The organism is Variovorax sp. GW821-FHT09B01, assembly GCF_059418345.1.
In genome coordinates this window covers 84,562-101,428 of the sequence record NZ_JBWKPQ010000012.1, presented here as the reverse complement: position 1 = coordinate 101,428, position 16,867 = coordinate 84,562, and the positions used below count along the sequence as shown (strand labels likewise).

Genomic DNA, 16,867 nt, shown 5'->3' with positions numbered 1-16,867 from the left:
GAACGGGTGGTGCCGCGGGATCGCGCTCTGCGGGCGCTCGCCCCGCGCGGGCTCAGGACGGGTCGCGCCCCGCGAGCAGCCGGCGCGCGTCGTAGTGCATGACGCACTGACCGTGCTGGTTGAAGACGGTGATGCGCGAATCGACGATGGCGCGGCCGCCCTTCGAGGTCGGACGGATGCCGGTGACCTCGACCACCGCCTCGATGCGGTCGCCCACGCGCACCGGCGCATGGATCTTCTGCACCAGCTCGAGCATCGCGAGGCCGGTGCCCTGGATCATGGTCTGCAGGATGAAGCCCTCGATCAGCGTGTAGGTCAGCGCGGCCGGCACCGGGCGGCCGGCGATCGCGCCGGCCTCGTAGTCGGCGTCGATGAAGATCGCCTCGACCATGCCGGTCACGCCGATGAAGGCGACGAGGTCGGCCTCGGTGATGGTGCGGCGGAAGGTGCGCAGGCGCTGGCCCAGCGCCAGGTCCTGCCAGACGAAGCCCTGGCCGAGGCGCGGCAGGGCGGCGTCTTCGGCGGTGAGGCGGGGCAAGGTGTCGGTCTTGTCGTTCATGCGGTTCTCGGTGCGTTGTTCAGGCGGAAGGGACGATGGCGGCGCCGTCGGCGATCAGCGCATCGACATGCGCGCCCGGCACGCCGGCCGCCACCAGGCTTTCGCGCGTGTGTTCGCCCAGGCGCGGCGGCATGCGCACGGGTGCGCGCTCGCCGTCGAAGCGCACCGGCACGCCCGGAAAGCGCAGCCGGCCCATGCGCGGGTCGTCGAGTTCGGCGAAGAAGCCGGTGGCCGCCAGGTGCGGGTCGCGCGGCAGGTCCTCGAGCCGGCTGACCGGCGCGGCCGGGATCTCGAGCCGCTCGCAGGTGGCGAGCCAGTGCGCGGTGCTGCCGCGCGCGACGAAGCCGCCGGCCAGCGCGAGCAGTTCGCCGATGTGCTGCGTGCGCGCGGCGATGTCGACGAAGCGCGGGTCCTCGGCCAGCGCGGGCTCGCCCACCTCGGCGAAGAAGCGGCGCCAGTGCAGCGAGGTGTACGGCATCATGCAGATGTGGCCGTCGGCGGTGCGCCACGGGCGGCGCCAGGGCGTGAGCACGCGCGGATAGCCGGCTTCGGCCAGCGGCGGCTCGAAGTGGTTGCCGTAGAGGTGCTCCACCAGGTTGAAGGACACCATGGTCTCGAACATCGGGATCTCGACGAAGCCGCCCCGCCCCGTGCGCTCGCGCCGGAACAGCGCGGCCAGGATGGCCTGGGCCGCGACCAGCGCGCAGGTCTTGTCGGCCGCGATGGTGGGCAGGTAGCGCGCCTCGCCCGACTGCATCTGCATCAGCGAGGCCAGGCCCGACATGCCCTGGATCACGTCGTCGTAGGCCGGCCGCCCCGCGTAGGGACCGTGCTGCGAGAAGCCGTGCAGTCCCGCGTAGACCAGGCGCGGGAAGCGCTCGATGAGCGTCTGCGGATCGATGCCGAGGCCGCCGAGCTTCTGCGGCCGCATGCTGTGCATGAACACGTCGGCCTGCGCCACCAGCGCCATCAGCGCCTCGCGCGCGGCGCCCTGCTTGAGGTCGAGCGCCACGCTCTTCTTGCTGCGGTTGCTGCCGAGGAACACGGCCGCCATGCCGGGCTCGGCCGCGGGGCCGGTGTGGCGCGTGGAATCGCCCTCGGGCGGCTCGACCTTGATCACCTCGGCGCCGTAGTCGGCCAGCGTCTGGCTGGCCAAGGGTCCGAACACCACGCTCGAGAGGTCGAGCACCTTCACGCCCTGCAGGGGAAGCATCGTCTGTTTGTCTCCTGCGCCGATTCTGCGAAGCGGATCCGATGCCGTCCAATATCAAATCCCAACTCTGTGATACCGTTTGCAGATCATGGACATCCGCCAGCTGCGCCACTTCGTGGCCCTTGCCGAGACCCTCAACTTCCACCGCGCGGCCGAGCGGCTGCACATGGCGCAGCCGCCGCTGTCGGCCTCGATCCGCCGGCTCGAGGAGCAGGTGGGCGTGCCGCTGTTCGTGCGCAACCGGCGCGGCACCGAGCTCACGCCCGCGGGCGCGGCGGCGCTCGAGGAGGCGCGGCGCGCGGTCTTCCATGCCGAGCAGTTCGCGCGCGCGGCGCAGGCCGCGTCGCGCGGCGAGGCCGGCATCCTGCGCGTGGGCTTCGTGGGCTCGGCCACCTATGCGCTGATGCCGCGCGTGCTGCCGCGCTTTCGCGCGCGCTATCCCGGCGTGCAGCTGCAGCTCGGCGAATCGACCACCGCGCGCATCGTCGAGATGGTGGAGGCCGGCGACGTCGACGTGGGCCTGGTGCGCTTCCCGATCGGACGCGCCTGCCATGCGCGCATCTTCCCAGCCGAGCGCGACGTGTTCGTGGCCGCGGTCGCGGCCGACCATCCGCTCGCGCGGCGGCGTCGCCTGGCGCTGGCCGACCTGGCCGACGAGCCCTTCGTGATGTACGGCGCGATGGAGGTGCCGGGCCTGCATGCGGCGGCACTGCTGGCCTGCCAGCAGGCGGGCTTCATTCCGAACGTGCAGCAGGAGGCGGTGCAGGTGCAGACGCTGATCAGCCTGGTCGAGAGCGGCCTGGGCGTGGCGCTGGTGCCCTCGGTCGCCACGCGCCACGTGGCGCGCAACGTCGTGTTCAAGCCGCTCTCGGGCGCGGGCGCGCAGGTCGCGATCGGCATCGCGCTCGCGCTGCCGCCGGGCGCGCAGACCTCGGCGGCGCAGCGCTTTCTCGAGAGCGTGCTGGAGCAGCCCGACGCGTAAGGGCGCCGGGCCGCGCCGCTCAGGCGTTCATCAGGACTTCTTCGAGAAGTCCAGCGCGCTCGTCAGGTCGCCCATTGCCGGCAGACCGTTCTTCACCAGCGCCTTGTCACGTTCGACCAGCCCCGGCAGCACCGGCAGCGACCAGCGGTGCGTGATGAAGCGCAGGGTCGAGGCGGTGTCGTACTGCGTCTTGTCGACGAAGCCCTTCTTCGCGAAGTCCGACACGATGAGCGCGGGGATGCGGGTGCCCGGGCCCCAGCGGTCGGCCTTGGGCACGCGCGCATGGTCGTAGAAGCCGCCGTTCTCGTCGTAGGTCACGACCACCAGCATGTGCTTCCACTGCGGGCTGGCCTTGAGCTTGGCGATCACGTCGGCGATGTGGGCGTCGCCGTCGGCCACGCTGGCGTAGCCGGCGTGCTGGTTCAGGTTGCCCTGCGGCTTGTAGAAGCTCACGGCCGGCAGCGTGCCGTTGGCGGCGTCCTTCAGGAAGTCGGCGTCGAAGTCCTTGAGGTGGGCGGCGCGAGCATCGGGATGCTGCACCGGGTCGAAGGCGGCGTAGTAGTTGAAGGGCTGGTGGTGGAACTGGAAGTTCGGCGTCTGCGCGGCCGGCGGCACGGCGGCCGGGAACTTGCGGTCGCCCTCGGCGATGGCGGTGGTGCTGTTCCATGCGCCGCCGTACCAGGCCCAGTTCAGGCCCTTGGCGGTGAGCAGGTCGCCGATGGTGGCCTGGGTCTGCGGCGGGAGGGTGTTGGACTTGGTGGTGTCGGCGTAGTGATGTGTCGCGTCGTTCGCCGCCGGTGCGTTGTTGCTCGGCTGGTACGGCGGCTGCATGGTGTTGACCGCGTAGAAGTTGCCGGCGGCATCCTTCGGCGTCAGCGTGTTGTCGTTCTTGTAGGTGGGCGCACCGACGAGCACCGAACTCGGCGCGTTGTCGGCCGGGGTGAGGCGCACGAAATTGCCGTTGGCATCGGTATCGATGGCCGAGATGGTGGCCTTGGCCGGCGAACTGTCGGCGTCGGCATTCGGATACAGCGGAGCGCAGGCGCACACCAGGTACTGGTGGTTCAGGAACGAACCGCCGAAGGCACCCATGAAGAAGTTGTCGGCCAGCGTGTATTGCTTGGCCAGGTCCCAAAGCTTCATCTTGCTGCCGTCGTAGTAACCCATGCTGAGGCCACCGGCGTCCGAATAGGCGGTGAACTTGTCGTTCTTACCGCCATTGATCTGCATCTGGTTGTTGTAGAAGCGATGCACCAGGTCGCGCGTGATGATGCTCTGCGACACCACCGTGCCGGTGTTGTAGAAGCCCTTCGGGTCGTCGATCTGGAACATGCGGTTCGGCATGCCCACGGTCTTCCCCTGCTCGATCACCGTGGTCTGCCCGCTCGCGGTCACGCCAGTCCACACCGGCGGCAGGTTCGGCAGCGTCGCGCCATCGAAGTCCTTCTGCGGCTCGGCCGTGCTGGTCGACGAGCTCGGGTTCACGCCCGGAATGCCGTTGGCGCCCGGGTACAGGCCATAGAGGTTGTCGAAGCCCCGGTTCTCGGCATAGATCACGACCACGTTGGTGATGTCGTCGAGCGCGAAGCGGTTGCGCAGTGCCGCGACGATGTCGCCGCCGCTGCCGGCCTCGGCCACGGCTTCGGCGATGCGTTCGAGCGACTGGTCGATCTCGGTCTGCAGCGCGGTCTTGACCTTGGCGTCGCCGACCTTGTTGTGGTCGGCCAGCAGCTGGCTTTCGCTCACGCCCAGGCGGGCAGCGAGCGCGGTGCGCGCGGCGGCGAGGTTGCCGCCGTTGGCATCCATCAGCGCGGCGAGCTCGGTGCTGATCGCATTGACCACGCCGTTCGCGCCGGCCGGTGCGCGGAACACCAGCGCCCGGGTCACGGCGCTCTCGACGCCGGTGTCGGGATCGAAGCGCTTGCTGCCGGTGCCGATCTCGGCCACCACGGCGCCCTGGCCCGCGAGCGTGAAGGCACCGTTGGCATCGGTGGTGGTGCTGGCTTCGCCGGCATCGCAACGGCCGTTGTTGTTGGCGTCGATGCAGACCTTGGCATTGCGGTAGTAGCTGCCCGTGACCACGCCCGCGGTGGTGGCGCCACCGAGGAAGGGGAAGAAGCCGCCGCCGTCCGAACCGCCGCCGCAGGCGACGACCAGCGCCGCCGCCGCGATGGCTGTGGGCCAGGGTTTGAAGTGGCTGACGAAGGTGCGCGCCGAGGCGAGCGCACCGCTGCTGCGAGTGGAGGCGGTCATCATGTGTGCTGTTATGAGGTGTGGATGAACCAGGGCGGAAGCCCGGCCGGGCGATGCTCCCGGGGGCAGATGACAGCGACGTTGCAGCGAAAGCTTTCAATTGCCTTCCTAATTCAGGGCTAAGAAATCTCCGGCCGGCATGTCACGGTTCTGACATGCGTCACTTCTAGCCTCGCCTGCGGCCCTGCCCTGCACGCGCCTCCTGCCCCGTTCCACGTGTTCCCGATGTCTCGTCTTCCTCGCCGTGCGGCCCTGCTGGCCGCGGCCGCCCTGCTCGTCGCGCTGCTCGGCGGCTGCGAGCGCGCGCCCACGGCGAGCGCACCGGTGCCGGCGCCCGCCGAAGCCGCGCCGGTGCCCACGGCCTCCACCGAGCCCGCGCACCCGGCCTACCTCGACGCGCCCTACGCCGTGCTGCCGGGCCGCAAGCAGCCCACGCCGGCGCAGCTCGGCGAACTGGGCCGACGCATCTTCTTCGACGGCAGCCTCTCGGCCTCGGGCAAGGCCTCGTGCGCGAGCTGCCACGATCCCCGGCACGCCTGGGGACCACCGAATGCCCTGTCGGTGCAGCTGGCCGGCCCCGACGGCCGCACCGAGGGCCCGCGCGCCGTGCCCTCGCTGCGCTACCTGCAGACCTTGACCGCCTTCACCGAGCACCACCACGACAACGACGGCGACGACAGCGTCGATGCCGGTCCCACGGGCGGGCGCATGTGGGACGGTCGCGCGGGCTCGGCCCACGAGCAGGCGGCGCTGCCGCTGCTGTCGCCGGTCGAGATGGCCAATGCCTCGGTCGAGGAGGTGGCGCATAAGCTCGAACGCGCACCCTATGCAGGCGAACTGCGCGCGGCCTTCGGCGACGCGCTGTTCGGCGATCCACAGGCGACGCTTCGCGCGGCCGGCCTCGCGCTCGAGGTGTTCCAGCAGTCGCCCCGGGACTTCTATCCTTTCACCAGCAAGTACGACGCCGTGCTGCGCGGCGAGACGAAGCTCAACGCCGCCGAGGCCCGCGGCCTCGCCCTCTTCAACGCCGAGGACAAGGGCAACTGCGCCTCCTGCCACATCAGCGAGCGCACGCCCGACGGCGCCTTCCCGCTGTTCAGCGACTTCGGCCAGATCGCGCTCGGCGTGCCGCGCAACCGCAGGCTCGCGGCCAATGCCGACCCCGACTACCACGACATGGGCGTGTGCGGCCCGATCCGCACCGACATGAAGGACCACCCCGAGTACTGCGGCCTGTTCCGCACGCCCTCGCTGCGCAACGTGGCGGTGCGCCAGAGCTTCTTCCACAACGGCGTGTTCCATTCGCTCGAGGAAGTGATCCGCTTCTATGCGCAGCGCGACACGGCGCCGCAGCGCTGGTATGGGCGCGGCAAGGACGGCAAGGTGCACCCATACGACGACCTGCCCGCGCAATACCACGCCAACGTCAACACCGACCCGCCCTTCGGCCAGAAGCCCGGCGGCAAGCCGGCGCTCAGCGAGGCCGAGATCCGCGACGTGGCGGCCTTCCTGCGCACGCTGACCGATGCCGACCAGCACAACGCGCCCGATCCCGGCGCGCTGCGCACGGCCGCGCGCAGGCCCTGAACGTCGGCATCCGCCTACACGCGCTGCCGCTTCGCCCGACAGCGGGCCGCCATGCGGCAGCGCATCATTCCCGAGTCGGATCGCCCGCCGCATGCGCGCCGACATCGCGAGCGCGCCAAGCCGGCCGCCCGGATTCCTCCCGACGGCGCCCTTGCGTGACGACATGCCCGACCTTCTTCCGAACGGCGATGCGCAGCCGCCATCGCCCCGTGCTCCGCCCGCTTCCCCTCCTGCTGCTCCCGCGGCCTCTACCGGCAGCCGGCGCCCCTTTGCCGTGAACTGGGCGCTGTCCAACTGGAGCGCCACCACCCTGGGCCCCGGCGGCCGACCTTCGGCCCCATCGATGGACAGCCTCATGGACGCCGCCATGCACTGCGTGCGCAACTCGCTGTCCGCGATCCGCCTCGGCGTGGACCTGCTGGCGCGGCGCGGCGACCTGAACGAGGCCGACGCGGTGCTCGAGCACATCGACAGCGCGGCCGTGCGCGCCCACGAGCAGGCCGAGGAGCTCGCGGACTTCTGCCGGCTCGCGGCCGGGCGGCCCATCGCCATGGTCGCGAAGCGCTTCCCGCTGCATCAGGTGGTCGGCGAGGCGATCGAGGCGCGGCGTTCCTCGCACGAGGCGATCGCGATCGAGCACGACCGGCTCGGCCATGGCGAGGGCCTCGGCGATCCGGCACGCATCGCGCAGTTCGTGCGGCTCGCGCTCGAGGAGCTCGCGCCACAGGCGAAGTCCAGTTGCATCGTGGTCAGCGAGATCGACGGCGCGCGCTTCCGCATCGCCGTGCATGCGGGCGATGCGCCAGCGCGGGACGCCATCGAGACGCCGGGCCAGCACATGGCCCGCGCGCACCGCCAGGCGCTGTTGCGTGCCATCGCGAACGCGCACCGCGGCGAGCTGCGCCTCGTGGCCGGCACGTCGATCGAGGGACGCTTCGGCGGGGACCGCTGACTATCATCGGTCTCCTTTCCGCCAAGGAGCACGCCACGTGCCCCCTGCCAGCATCTGGATCGTCACGCCGCCCGGCTATGCCCACAGCGGCGCCTTCGAGGAGTTCGCGCTCGCGCTGAGCGAAGGCCTGCGCGAACTCGGCGTGGCGGCGCCGATCGTGCACCGTCGCCCCGAGGGCGAGACGATCGTGCTCGGCGCCAACCTGCTGCCCGCGATCGCCGACCGGCCGCCGCGCCGCGCGATCCTGTTCAACCTCGAGCAGCTGTCGCCCGGCTCGCCCTGGTGGTCCGAGCGCTACCTCGACCTGCTGCGCCGGCGCCCGGTGTGGGACTACAGCGCGCGCAACGTGGCGCTGCTGCGTTCGATGGGCATCGCGGCCACGCTGTGCGAGGTGGGCCATGCCGATGCGCTGCGGCGCATCGTGCCGCGCGAGACGCCGGACATCGACGTGCTGTTCTACGGCTCGGTCAACGACCGGCGGCGCGACGCACTGCGGGCCCTCGAGGACGCCGGGCTGCGCGTGGTCGCACTGTTCGGCGTCTATGGCGCCGCGCGCGACGACTACATCGCGCGCAGCCGCATCGTGCTGAACCTGCACCACTACGAGGGCCGGCTGTTCGAGGTGGTGCGCGTGTCCTACCTGCTGGCCAACGGCTGCTGCGTGGTGTCGGAGACCGGCGACGATCGCGAGGCGGAACGTGCGTACGCGGGCGCCGTGGCCTTCACCTCGTACGACGGCATCGTGCCCACCTGCCTAGAGCTGCTGCGCGACGATGCGCGGCGGCGCGCGCTCGGCGCCAACGGGTTGGCGCTGATGCAGTCGCGGCGCCAGGCCGATGCCTTGCGCGCCGCGATCGGCCAGATGCCGGGCGGCTTCGCTGGCCTGGGCACGGGCTAGAAGTCGAAGCGCGCCGACACCTCGAAACTGCGCCCTGGTGCCAGCAGCACCTGGCTCACCGCGCGCCCGCCCCAGGTGGCGTAGAGCCGGTCGGTGAGGTTGCGCACGCGGAAGGTCAGCAGCGCGGGCTTCATGCGGTAGCTGACGGCCGCGTCGACGGTGGTGTAGCCGTCGATGCGGATCTGGTTGGCGTTGTCGGTGAAGACGTGGCCCGCATGGTTGAGCGAGAGGAACCACTCGAAGTTCGAGTTGTCGGGCCGCCAGGTGGCGAACAGGTTGGCCACGTGGCGTGGCACGTTGGGCGGGGTGTTGCCCACACGCGAGACGCCGCCGGCCTCCACCAGGGTGTCGAAGCGCGCATCGAGCGCCGCGAGATTGCCCGCCAGCGTGAGCTGGCGCGTGGGCCGCCATACGGCCGAGAGCTCGACGCCGCGCGAGGACTGGCGGCCGTTGTTGACGGTGTCGCCGGGCTTGTTGGGATCGCGCGAGAGCACGTTGTCGAGCTCGATCTTGTAGAGCGCGGCGGTCCACTCGAGCCGCGCCTCGGGCAGGCTGTGCTTGAAGCCGATCTCGGCCTGCTTGCCGCGCGACATCGGGAAGTTGGCATTCGACTGCGACAGCAGGAAGAACGAGCCCACGGGCACGGTGGCGTTGGTGTACTGCGCGTAGACGCTGGATTGCGGCGACAGGTCGTAGACCGCGCCGAGCCGGCCCGAGTCGGTGCGGTAGCTGGTGTCGAAGCGGCTGTAGCCGCCGGTGTTGAGGTCGGCGATGCCGCGCTGCACCTTGGTGCGGTCGTGGCGCCAGCCGCCCACCAGCGTGAGGCCGGGCAGCGGCTTGAGCGCATCCTCGACGAACACCGAACTCACGTCGACGCGCGAGGTGGTGTCGGTGCGGTTGCCGGCGCCGGTGGCGCTCAGGCGCGGATCGTCGCTGTAGAAGCCGGTGAACGGCGCGAGCGCCGGCACGCGCAGCGCGGCGGCGGTCGAGGCCTGGCCATCGGAGAAGCGGCGCTGGCTGTCGAAGCGGGTGCCGCTGAGTTCGCCGCCAACCACGAAGCGGTTGTCCATGCCGCCGAAGGTTCCGTGGTGGGTGGCATCGAAGCGCTCGAGCCAGAAGTCCTGGTCGTGCGTGATCTGGGTCTGGTCGCGCGCGATGCTCGCGGGCGCGACGAACACGGCGCTCTCGGAGTTGCGGAACAGGCGCTGCGACTTGTTGGCCGCCACCGTGTTGCGCCACGACCAGTTGTCGCCGAGGCGGCCGCTCAGGCGTGCGCTGAGCCAGTAGGTTTCCGACGTGTTCTCGTTGTCGAGCACGTTGTAGTTGACGCGCGCGATGCGCCGGTCGATCACGCGGCCGTCGGGCGTGCGCACCACGCCCGTGGGCTCGGTCGCGAACCAGGCCGGCACCAGCGGCGTGCCCCAGTAGGCCTTGTTGTCGTCCTTCAGGTAGTCGAAGCTCAGGTCGAGCTTGACCGAGCCACCGAGGTCGAAGGCCAGGCCGCTGGTGAAGTGGTCCATGCGCTCGCCGCTGCCTGGCACGTTGCCGGCGCGGCTGTCGTTGTGGCTGTAGTCGAGGCGGTAGGCACCCGACTCGCCGACCGGCCCGCCGAAGCCCACGCCCAGGCGGGTCGATCCGAAGCTGCCGTAGCCGACCGAGAGCTCGCGGTTCGGGTTGTTGCGGTCGGGCCGCTTGGTCACGAAGTTGACGACGCCGCCGATCGCGCCCTCGCCGTCGAGCACCGAGGCCGGGCCCTTGAGCACCTCGATGCGGTCGTAGTTCCAGGTGTCCTGCACGCGGTTGGTGACGCCCGCACCCGAGGTGCGCACGCCGTCGTACAGATAGAGCAGGCTGGTGAAGCCGCGCGTCGACAGCGTGGTCGGCGAGGACGGCGGCCCGCCGCCCGCGAGGCCGGTGACTCCGCGCAGCGCCTCGCTGAAGGTGCGCGCGCCGCGCTGCTGGATCAGGTCCTGCGACAGCACCTCGACCGAGGCCGGCGTCTCGCGCACCGTGAGGCCCAGGCGCGAGGCGCTGCCGCTGCTGCCCTCGAGGTGCAGGCCCTCGGCGTCGCGGTTGCCTTCGACCGTGATCGCGCCCAATGCCTGTTGCACCTTCTGCGCTTGCGGCGCCGGCTGCTCCTGTGCCTGCGCGCCCGCCATGGACAGCGCGGCGATGGCCGCGGCCACGCCCGACATCGTGTGTTTCATCTGAAATTCCCTCCGGAGATTGATCGTTCTTTTTTGCGTGCGTGCTCAGGCCACCGAGAAGCGGCGCAGCCGCCAGCCCGCGAGGCCGAACAGCAGCAGGCTCGGCAGCAGCAGTTGCAGCACGGCCGCCAGCGCACGATCGCGCAGCTCGCGCGGCGACTCCTCGCGCCATGCAAAGCTGGGGATGCGGTCGAAGTCGGCCGGCATCAGCGCGCTGCGTTCCTCGATGCGCGGAAAGAAGAAGTGCTTCCACGCAAGATGGAAGCCCACCGTCTGCGCCACGAACTGCGCATGGCGCCGCGCGCCGGTACCCGCCAGTCCGGTCATGCCTTCGTAGGCCACGGCCGCGGGCGACAGCGCGCCGAAGCGCTCGAGCAGCCGCTGCTGGCCCGCGTGCTGGCGCTCGAAGCGCTCGAGCTCGGGTGCGATCGCCTCGTCGATCTCGCGCTCGATGCGGTAGTTGGCGAGGCCGCGCGCGCTGATCTCGATCTTGCCGTCGCGCGGCAGCAGCAGCGCGCCCTGGCCGACGTGCTTGTAGTCGGTGCTCAACAGCTCGGCATGGCGCTTCATGGCCGCGGCCGTGAGCGTGCGCGTCTGGGTCGCGAGCTCGGTGCGCGAGGGCGCGGGGCTGGCCTGCGTGACCGCGAGGTTGAGCAGCACCGGCGCCACCAGCACCAGCAGCACCCACGCGATCATCAGCACCATGGCATTGGTGGCCGAGGGAGCGCCGAAGGCATTGACCGCCACCACCAGTGCGAACCAGAACAGCGCATAGGCGCCCACCAGCAGCGCCCACCAGAAGGTGACCGTGCCCGCGCCCGGCGCGGAGGGCGCGAAGCCCGCCTGCCGCGCCAGCAGCAGCACGCCCACGGGCAGCAGCACCGCCGGCACCAGCAGCGCGGCGGCGCGCACCGCGAGCTTGCCGGCCAGCAGCGTGCGCAGGCGCAGCGGTTGCGAGAGCAGCAGGCGCAGCGTGCCGTTCTCGCGCTCGGCCGACAGCAGGTTGTAGCCGAGCACGAAGATCAAGAGCGGCAGCAGATAGACCAGCACGAAGGCCAGGTCGAACTGGCCGCTCAGCAGGTACCAGGGGTTCTCGATGTCGCTCGGGTTCATGAAGGCCACGCGGCTCTGGTGCGTGACGCGGAACTGGCTCGGGAACAGGTCGCTGCGCCCGAGCGCGACCGGCCCGAGCGGCGCGCTCGGCAGGATCGCGTGCTGCGCGCCGTAGCTGCTGGCCATGCGCGAGGGATCGGCCGGGTTCTCGAACGGCGTGGGCTGGGCCCGGCCCGCGAGGATGGCCTCGAGCTGCGCGCGCTGCGCCGCGCGGGTGTCGCGGTCGGCCTGGGCCACGGCCGCCTGCGCGCGGTCGCGCTGCGCGGTCTGCGCGAGGCCGTTGCCGAGCGCGTAGCCGACCAGCAGCAGGAACAGCAGGGCCACGGCCCAGACGCTGCGGTCGGCCAGCAGCAGGCGCAGCTCCTGGCGCATGACGGCGCGCAGCCTGAAGCCCTGGGGCGGGTTGACGATGGAGACGGACATGGCTTCCTCTTGCTTGGCTCTTTCTGAAAGGCGCGCTCAGGCCAGCGCGCGTTGGCGGCGCACGGCGACGGCCGCGAAGGCCGCGGCCAGCAGCAGGCCGGCGCACAGCACGGCCAGGCTGCGCAGCTGGTGGCGCAGGGCCCAGCCCACGCGCGGCGTCCGGTGCACGAACGGCGGCACCTTGGCCCACAGCTCGGGGCCCGACTGGTAGGCGAAGTGGCGGTCGCCGAGCGGATCGGCATGCGCGACCAGGTCCTCGCTCATCAGGTCCTGCAGCCGCCGCCGATGCAGCTCGGCCGCGGTGGTGAAGCTGCGGTGGTGCGCGAAGTCGGTGCCAGCCATGCCCATCGAGTAGCTGCGCATCGCGAGCAGGGGCAGCAGCAGGCCGCTCCATTCCTGCAGCCGCTGCTGGCGCTCCCAGGTGTCCCAGAGGCGGCCGTAGTGGCGGTCGTAGACCGGGTAGGAGGCCTGGTCGTCGAGCCGCAGCGCGATGCCCCATTGGCGCAGCGGCACGTCGCGGCCCCAGCGCTCGGTGGTGCCGAAGGCCTGCAGCCAGGTGCGGTCGGAGACCTGCTTGAGCTCGGCCTGCAGCGCCTGGTTGAACTCGAGCCGGGTCGGGCTCGGATAGGCCGCGCGCGCCGCCTCGGACAGCACGCGCGGCGCCATCACGGCCTGCGCCACCCACAGCGCGAGCAGCACGGTGATGGCCGCGCGCGAGGTGGCGCACAGCGCCGACACGCCGAGCACCACGAACACGAAGGCGCCGAGGTAGACCGCATAGCCCAGGCTCCAGGCCGCCAGCCGCAGCAGCGCATCGGCGCGCTCGCCGGGCGCGGCGCCCAGCCCCACCGCGAGCGCCGCGACCAGGGCGGCCGGCACCAGCAGCACCGCGAGCGAGGCCGCGAGCGCGAGCGCCTTGCCCGCCAGCAGGCGCAGCGGCGAGACGCCCAGGCTCAGCGTCTGGCGCAGGATGCCCTGCTCGCGTTCGCCCGCGAAGGCATTGAAGCCCAGCACGATCACCAGCAGCGGGCCGAGCACCTGCAGGATCCAGCCGACCGAGAGGTTGCCGAAGCGCTGCAGGCCGGTGGCGTCCTGCGCGGGCTTGAACTTGACCTCGCTCTGGCGGTGCGCCTGCAGCCACACGGTGCTGCCGATGTAGGGGTTGATGCCCGCATCGACCATGGCCAGCGGCGCCTCGGGCTTGAAGGCATGCATGCCCTGGTGCGCGGCGTCGTGCGGATGGCGCCGGTCCTGCGCCAGCCAGTCGCGGTAGTCGAGCGCCTGCGCGGCCTGCTGCTCGGCGCGCGCCTCGCGCTGGTGCGCCCAGCCCACGCCGAGCGCGGTGAACAGCAGCACCAGCACCAGGCCGCCGGCCCACAGCAGGCGGCCGTCGCGCAGCCGTTCGGTGAATTCGCGGTTCGCGATCCAGCGCCACATGCTCAGGCCCTCATGTGCTGCAGGTACAGCGACTGCAGGTCGATGCGCGCGATCTGCTGCGCGCCCTCGAGGCTGTCGACGAGGCGGCCGCTCTTCATGATGCCGACGCGCGTGGCGGTCTGCTGCGCATGGAACAGGTCGTGCGTGGTGGTCAGCACGGCCACGCCCTGGTCGGCGGCGCGCCGCAGCAGCTCGGAGAACTCGCTGGCCGCATGCGGATCGAGGCCCGAGGTGGGCTCGTCGAGCAGCAGCGCCTTCGCCTCCTTGGCCAGCGCCACCGCGATCCAGACCTTCTGCCGCATGCCCTTGGAATAGGCCGACACGCGCTTGTCGGCCGCCGCGTGGTCGAGGCCCACCGCCGTCATGAGCTCGAGCAGCCGTTCGCGCGGCAGCGCGCGGCCCAGTGCGAGGCCGGCGAAGAAGCGCAGGTTCTCCAGGCCCGAGAGCGTGCCGTAGAGCGTGACGTGCTCGGGGATGTACGCCACGTCCTGCTTGGTCGCGAGCGGATGGCGCGTGACGTCGACGCCGTTGATCTCCACCGTGCCCGCGCTGGGCGCGATGAAGTGGAGGAACAGGTTGATGGTGGTGGTCTTGCCCGCGCCGTTGGCGCCGAGCAGGCAGTAGATGTCGCCCGCGCGGATGTCGAGGTCGAGGCGGTCGAGCGCGACATGGCTGCCGTACTGCTTGGTGAGGCCCTGTGCTCTGAGCATGGGAGGGTTCCGGTCGAAGAGAAGAAACGGGGAAACGGCGCGCGCACGCCCGCATGCATCCGCGGTGGACGCGCGCAGGCTCACGCGCATGCGGGTGCATGCCGTGGCGTTCGAAAAGGGGATTGGCTGGGCGCCGGGGGCCGGTGCCGTGGCGGATCGGGGAGGCGGCCGGACCGTCCGGCCCGCGGTCTCAGGCGGTCAGCGGGCGCGCTTGTTCTTCGCGCCGCCCTGCCGCGCCTTGAAGCGCGGGTTGGACTTGCAGATCACGTAGGTGCGTCCGCGCCGGGTGACCACCTGGCAATCACGGTGCCGCTTCTTGGCTTCTTTGAGGGAGGACAGGACTTGCATGGCGTCGCGCTGTTGGATGGAAACCAGCAGTCTAAGTTATTGCGAATTCATTCGCAATAACTTTGTAAAGAAGAATGAGCACCCGCGCGGGTGCCTTGTTCAGTGCGATCGGCCGGCCGGTGCCGCCTTCGCCACGCAGGCCGCGCAGCTGCCGTGCAGGGTCACTTCGTGGCTCGCGACCTGGAAGCCCGGCGGCGCCAGGTCGTCCATCGGGCCCGGGCAGGCGTGCAGCAGGAACACCTGGCCGCACGACAGGCAATGGAAGTAGTGATGGTGGTGGTCGCCCGCGCGGCCCTGCCCCTTCTCGTGTTCGTGGGCGTGGTCGCCGTGCGCGTGCGCATGCGGCTCCTCCCGGCACGAGACCTCGTAGCGCGCGGGCTCGCCGGGCAGCTCGACCTTGGCGATCTCGCCGTCCGCGAGCAGCGCCGACACCTGGCGGTAGACGGTCGACAGGCTGATCTCGGGCACGAGTTCGCGCGCATGCGCATGGATTTCGGGGGCGGTGAGCACGCGGCTGGCATCGCTGAAGGCCGAGAACACGGCGGCGCGCTGGCGGGTAAGACGTTCCATGGCCTCGATGGTAAGGCGGCGCGAACAACGCCTCGCGGTGCCCGGGGACTGCGGCGCAGGCTATCTAAATTGCCCCTGTCAGCGCTCCGGTCTTGCCTTTCTCCCCTCTTGACGCGTCGATTTAGATATATCTAAAATAATTTAGACACAATCAGATATCGATTCAGAAAGAGAGGCTCCCATGCGCCATTTCCACTTCGACCATTGCCACCGCACCCCGCGCGGCGAGCACGAGGACGGCCTCTCGGGCGGCCGGGGCCGCGGCGGGCGCCACGGCTTCGGCGCCGGCCGGGTGTTCGGCCACGGCGGCCTGCGCTTCGTGCTGCTGCAGCTCATCGCCGACAAGCCCTCGCACGGCTACGAACTCATCAAGCTGATCGAGGAACGCCTGGGCGGCAGCTATGCGCCGAGCCCCGGCGTGGTCTATCCCACGCTGACCCTGCTCGAGGAGCTGGGCCACCTCAGCGTCGAGAGCGGCGCCGAGGGCGGCGGCCGCAAGCGCTACACCCTCACCGACAGCGGGCGCGAGTACCTGACGGCCAACCGCGAGACCGCCGAATCGATGATGGAACGCCTCAACGGCGGCGTCGACGGCGCCGGCGCGCGCGGCGGCCGGCCGCCGCAGGTCACGCGCGCCATCGAGAACCTCAAGCTCGCGATGCGCCTGCGCCTCTCGGGCACGCCCCTCACCGAACAACAAGCCCACGAATTCGCCGCGGTGCTCGACAGCGCCGCACAACAGATCGAACGTCTTTGAAAGTCAACCGCACATGACCGACTTCTCCACTTCCCCCCAACCCGACCGCCTGCCGCGCCGCGTGCGCCACGACCTGCGCTTTCGCCAGCTCACGGTGAAGAGCGTGCAGCGCGTCACGCCGCACCTTCTGCGCGTGGTGCTCACCGGCGACGAGCTCGAGGGCTTCCACAGCCCGGGCTTCGACGACCACGCCAAGCTGTTCTTCCCCGACCCGGCCACCGGTCGCCTGACCCTGCCGACCATGGGCCCCGAAGGCCCGGTCTGGCCCGAGGGCCGGCCCACCATGCGCGACTACACGCCGCGCCGCCACGACGCGGCCGCGAAGACGCTCGAGATCGACTTCGCGCTGCACGAGGCCGGCCCCGCCACGCAATGGGCCGAGAACGCCAAGCCCGGCGACCGCATCGGCGTGGGCGGCCCGCGCGGCTCGTTCATCGTGCCGACCGAGTTCGACTGGCACCTGCTGATCGGCGACGACACCGCGCTGCCCGCGATCTCGCGCCGCCTGGCCGAACTGCCCGCGCTCGCGCGCGTGGTGGTGCTGGCCGAGGTCGACGGCCCCGAGGACGAGATCCCGTTCGAGACCCGGGCCGCGCTCACGCTGGTGTGGGTGCATCGCCGGGGCGTGTCGGCGGGCCTGAGCCCGATGCTGCTCGAGACGCTCAAGAAGCAGGCGCTGCCCGAGGGCGACTACCACGCCTGGGTCGGCTGCGAGACCGGCGTGGCGAAGGCGGTGCGCGCGCACCTGGTGGGCGAGCGCGGCGCCAACCCGAAGTGGATCCGGGCCTCGGGCTACTGGCGCCGCGGCACGGCCGCGACGCACGACGCGATCGAGGACTGATCGGCCTCGCGCGCGGT

The 16,867-nt window shown here is 70.9% G+C and carries 15 protein-coding genes; 6 read left to right on the top strand and 9 right to left on the bottom strand.

The annotated features are described in order from the left end of the window. Positions 1–52: 52 nt before the first annotated feature. Positions 53–559, bottom strand: a complete 507-nt coding sequence (locus tag AC07RV_RS28050) for a MaoC family dehydratase (protein ID WP_093339602.1) — start codon at positions 557–559, stop codon at positions 53–55. Positions 560–578: 19 nt separating this feature from the next. After that, a complete protein-coding gene (locus tag AC07RV_RS28045) occupies positions 579–1,772 on the bottom strand; it encodes a CaiB/BaiF CoA transferase family protein (RefSeq protein WP_296776143.1) in 1,194 nt (397 codons plus the stop codon). 88 nt (positions 1,773–1,860) lie between these two features. Here AC07RV_RS28045 and AC07RV_RS28040 point away from each other — a divergent pair, with 88 nt between their 5' ends. Beyond that, positions 1,861–2,754 carry a LysR family transcriptional regulator gene (locus AC07RV_RS28040; RefSeq protein WP_296776146.1) on the top strand — a complete coding sequence of 298 codons (894 nt, stop codon included), beginning with the start codon at positions 1,861–1,863 and terminating at the stop codon, positions 2,752–2,754. A gap of 30 nt (positions 2,755–2,784) precedes the next feature. Here AC07RV_RS28040 and acpA read toward each other — a convergent pair whose 3' ends face one another. Beyond that, positions 2,785–5,007 carry an acid phosphatase gene (gene acpA, locus AC07RV_RS28035; protein WP_296776149.1) on the bottom strand — a complete coding sequence of 741 codons (2,223 nt, stop codon included), beginning with the start codon at positions 5,005–5,007 and terminating at the stop codon, positions 2,785–2,787. Positions 5,008–5,232: 225 nt separating this feature from the next. Between acpA and AC07RV_RS28030 the strand changes: the two genes are divergently transcribed. The 3 genes from AC07RV_RS28030 (at position 5,233) to AC07RV_RS28020 (ending at position 8,444) form a co-directional block, all read left to right on the top strand. Further along, complete coding sequence (locus AC07RV_RS28030; protein ID WP_296776152.1) at positions 5,233–6,594, top strand: cytochrome-c peroxidase; 1,362 nt, start codon at positions 5,233–5,235, stop codon at positions 6,592–6,594. A 274-nt stretch (positions 6,595–6,868) separates the two neighbouring features. Next, a complete protein-coding gene (locus AC07RV_RS28025; RefSeq protein ID WP_296776155.1) occupies positions 6,869–7,546 on the top strand; it encodes an ATP-binding protein in 678 nt (225 codons plus the stop codon). A 37-nt stretch (positions 7,547–7,583) separates the two neighbouring features. Continuing rightward, on the top strand, positions 7,584–8,444 hold the full coding sequence (locus tag AC07RV_RS28020) for a glycosyltransferase family protein (RefSeq protein WP_296776158.1): 861 nt from the start codon (positions 7,584–7,586) through the stop codon (positions 8,442–8,444). Here the strand turns inward: AC07RV_RS28020 and AC07RV_RS28015 are convergent. From AC07RV_RS28015 to AC07RV_RS27990, 6 genes are all read right to left on the bottom strand, one after another. Next, positions 8,441–10,651, bottom strand: a complete 2,211-nt coding sequence (locus AC07RV_RS28015) for a TonB-dependent receptor (protein ID WP_296776160.1) — start codon at positions 10,649–10,651, stop codon at positions 8,441–8,443. The two genes, AC07RV_RS28020 and AC07RV_RS28015, sit on opposite strands and share 4 nt — an antisense overlap. 45 nt (positions 10,652–10,696) lie before the next feature. Then, positions 10,697–12,187 (bottom strand): ABC transporter permease subunit, encoded by a 1,491-nt coding sequence (locus tag AC07RV_RS28010; protein WP_296776162.1) that lies wholly within the window; start codon positions 12,185–12,187, stop codon positions 10,697–10,699. Positions 12,188–12,223: 36 nt separating this feature from the next. Beyond that, a complete protein-coding gene (locus AC07RV_RS28005) occupies positions 12,224–13,624 on the bottom strand; it encodes an ABC transporter permease subunit (RefSeq protein WP_296776164.1) in 1,401 nt (466 codons plus the stop codon). A 2-nt stretch (positions 13,625–13,626) separates the two neighbouring features. Beyond that, positions 13,627–14,334, bottom strand: a complete 708-nt coding sequence (locus AC07RV_RS28000) for an ABC transporter ATP-binding protein (protein WP_093339622.1) — start codon at positions 14,332–14,334, stop codon at positions 13,627–13,629. 198 nt (positions 14,335–14,532) lie between these two features. Further along, entirely contained in the window at positions 14,533–14,682 is a 150-nt protein-coding gene (ykgO, locus tag AC07RV_RS27995) for a type B 50S ribosomal protein L36 (protein WP_057592821.1), read from the bottom strand. Between the two features lie 99 nt (positions 14,683–14,781). Then, positions 14,782–15,252: a Fur family transcriptional regulator gene (locus AC07RV_RS27990; RefSeq protein WP_093339625.1), complete on the bottom strand. Its 471-nt coding sequence runs from the start codon at positions 15,250–15,252 to the stop codon at positions 14,782–14,784. 181 nt (positions 15,253–15,433) lie between these two features. Between AC07RV_RS27990 and AC07RV_RS27985 the strand changes: the two genes are divergently transcribed. Further along, positions 15,434–16,009, top strand: a complete 576-nt coding sequence (locus AC07RV_RS27985; RefSeq protein WP_296776167.1) for a PadR family transcriptional regulator — start codon at positions 15,434–15,436, stop codon at positions 16,007–16,009. Positions 16,010–16,022: 13 nt separating this feature from the next. After that, entirely contained in the window at positions 16,023–16,850 is an 828-nt protein-coding gene (locus AC07RV_RS27980) for a siderophore-interacting protein (protein ID WP_296776170.1), read from the top strand. The last annotated feature ends 17 nt before the right edge of the window (positions 16,851–16,867 follow it).

Excerpts from the sequence above, each read along its gene's own strand:
- acpA (WP_296776149.1), bottom strand. The coding sequence starts at position 5,007 with ATGACCGCCTCCACTCGCAGCAGCGGTGCGCTCGCCTCGGCGCGCACC.
- AC07RV_RS28000 (WP_093339622.1), bottom strand. The coding sequence starts at position 14,334 with ATGCTCAGAGCACAGGGCCTCACCAAGCAGTACGGCAGCCATGTCGCG.
- AC07RV_RS27990 (WP_093339625.1), bottom strand. The coding sequence starts at position 15,252 with ATGGAACGTCTTACCCGCCAGCGCGCCGCCGTGTTCTCGGCCTTCAGC.
- AC07RV_RS28005 (WP_296776164.1), bottom strand. The coding sequence starts at position 13,624 with ATGTGGCGCTGGATCGCGAACCGCGAATTCACCGAACGGCTGCGCGAC.
- AC07RV_RS27985 (WP_296776167.1), top strand. The coding sequence starts at position 15,434 with ATGCGCCATTTCCACTTCGACCATTGCCACCGCACCCCGCGCGGCGAG.
- ykgO (WP_057592821.1), bottom strand. The coding sequence starts at position 14,682 with ATGCAAGTCCTGTCCTCCCTCAAAGAAGCCAAGAAGCGGCACCGTGAT.
- AC07RV_RS27980 (WP_296776170.1), top strand. The coding sequence starts at position 16,023 with ATGACCGACTTCTCCACTTCCCCCCAACCCGACCGCCTGCCGCGCCGC.
- AC07RV_RS28040 (WP_296776146.1), top strand. The coding sequence starts at position 1,861 with ATGGACATCCGCCAGCTGCGCCACTTCGTGGCCCTTGCCGAGACCCTC.
- AC07RV_RS28010 (WP_296776162.1), bottom strand. The coding sequence starts at position 12,187 with ATGTCCGTCTCCATCGTCAACCCGCCCCAGGGCTTCAGGCTGCGCGCC.
- AC07RV_RS28030 (WP_296776152.1), top strand. The coding sequence starts at position 5,233 with ATGTCTCGTCTTCCTCGCCGTGCGGCCCTGCTGGCCGCGGCCGCCCTG.
- AC07RV_RS28045 (WP_296776143.1), bottom strand. The coding sequence starts at position 1,772 with ATGCTTCCCCTGCAGGGCGTGAAGGTGCTCGACCTCTCGAGCGTGGTG.
- AC07RV_RS28050 (WP_093339602.1), bottom strand. The coding sequence starts at position 559 with ATGAACGACAAGACCGACACCTTGCCCCGCCTCACCGCCGAAGACGCC.
- AC07RV_RS28015 (WP_296776160.1), bottom strand. The coding sequence starts at position 10,651 with ATGAAACACACGATGTCGGGCGTGGCCGCGGCCATCGCCGCGCTGTCC.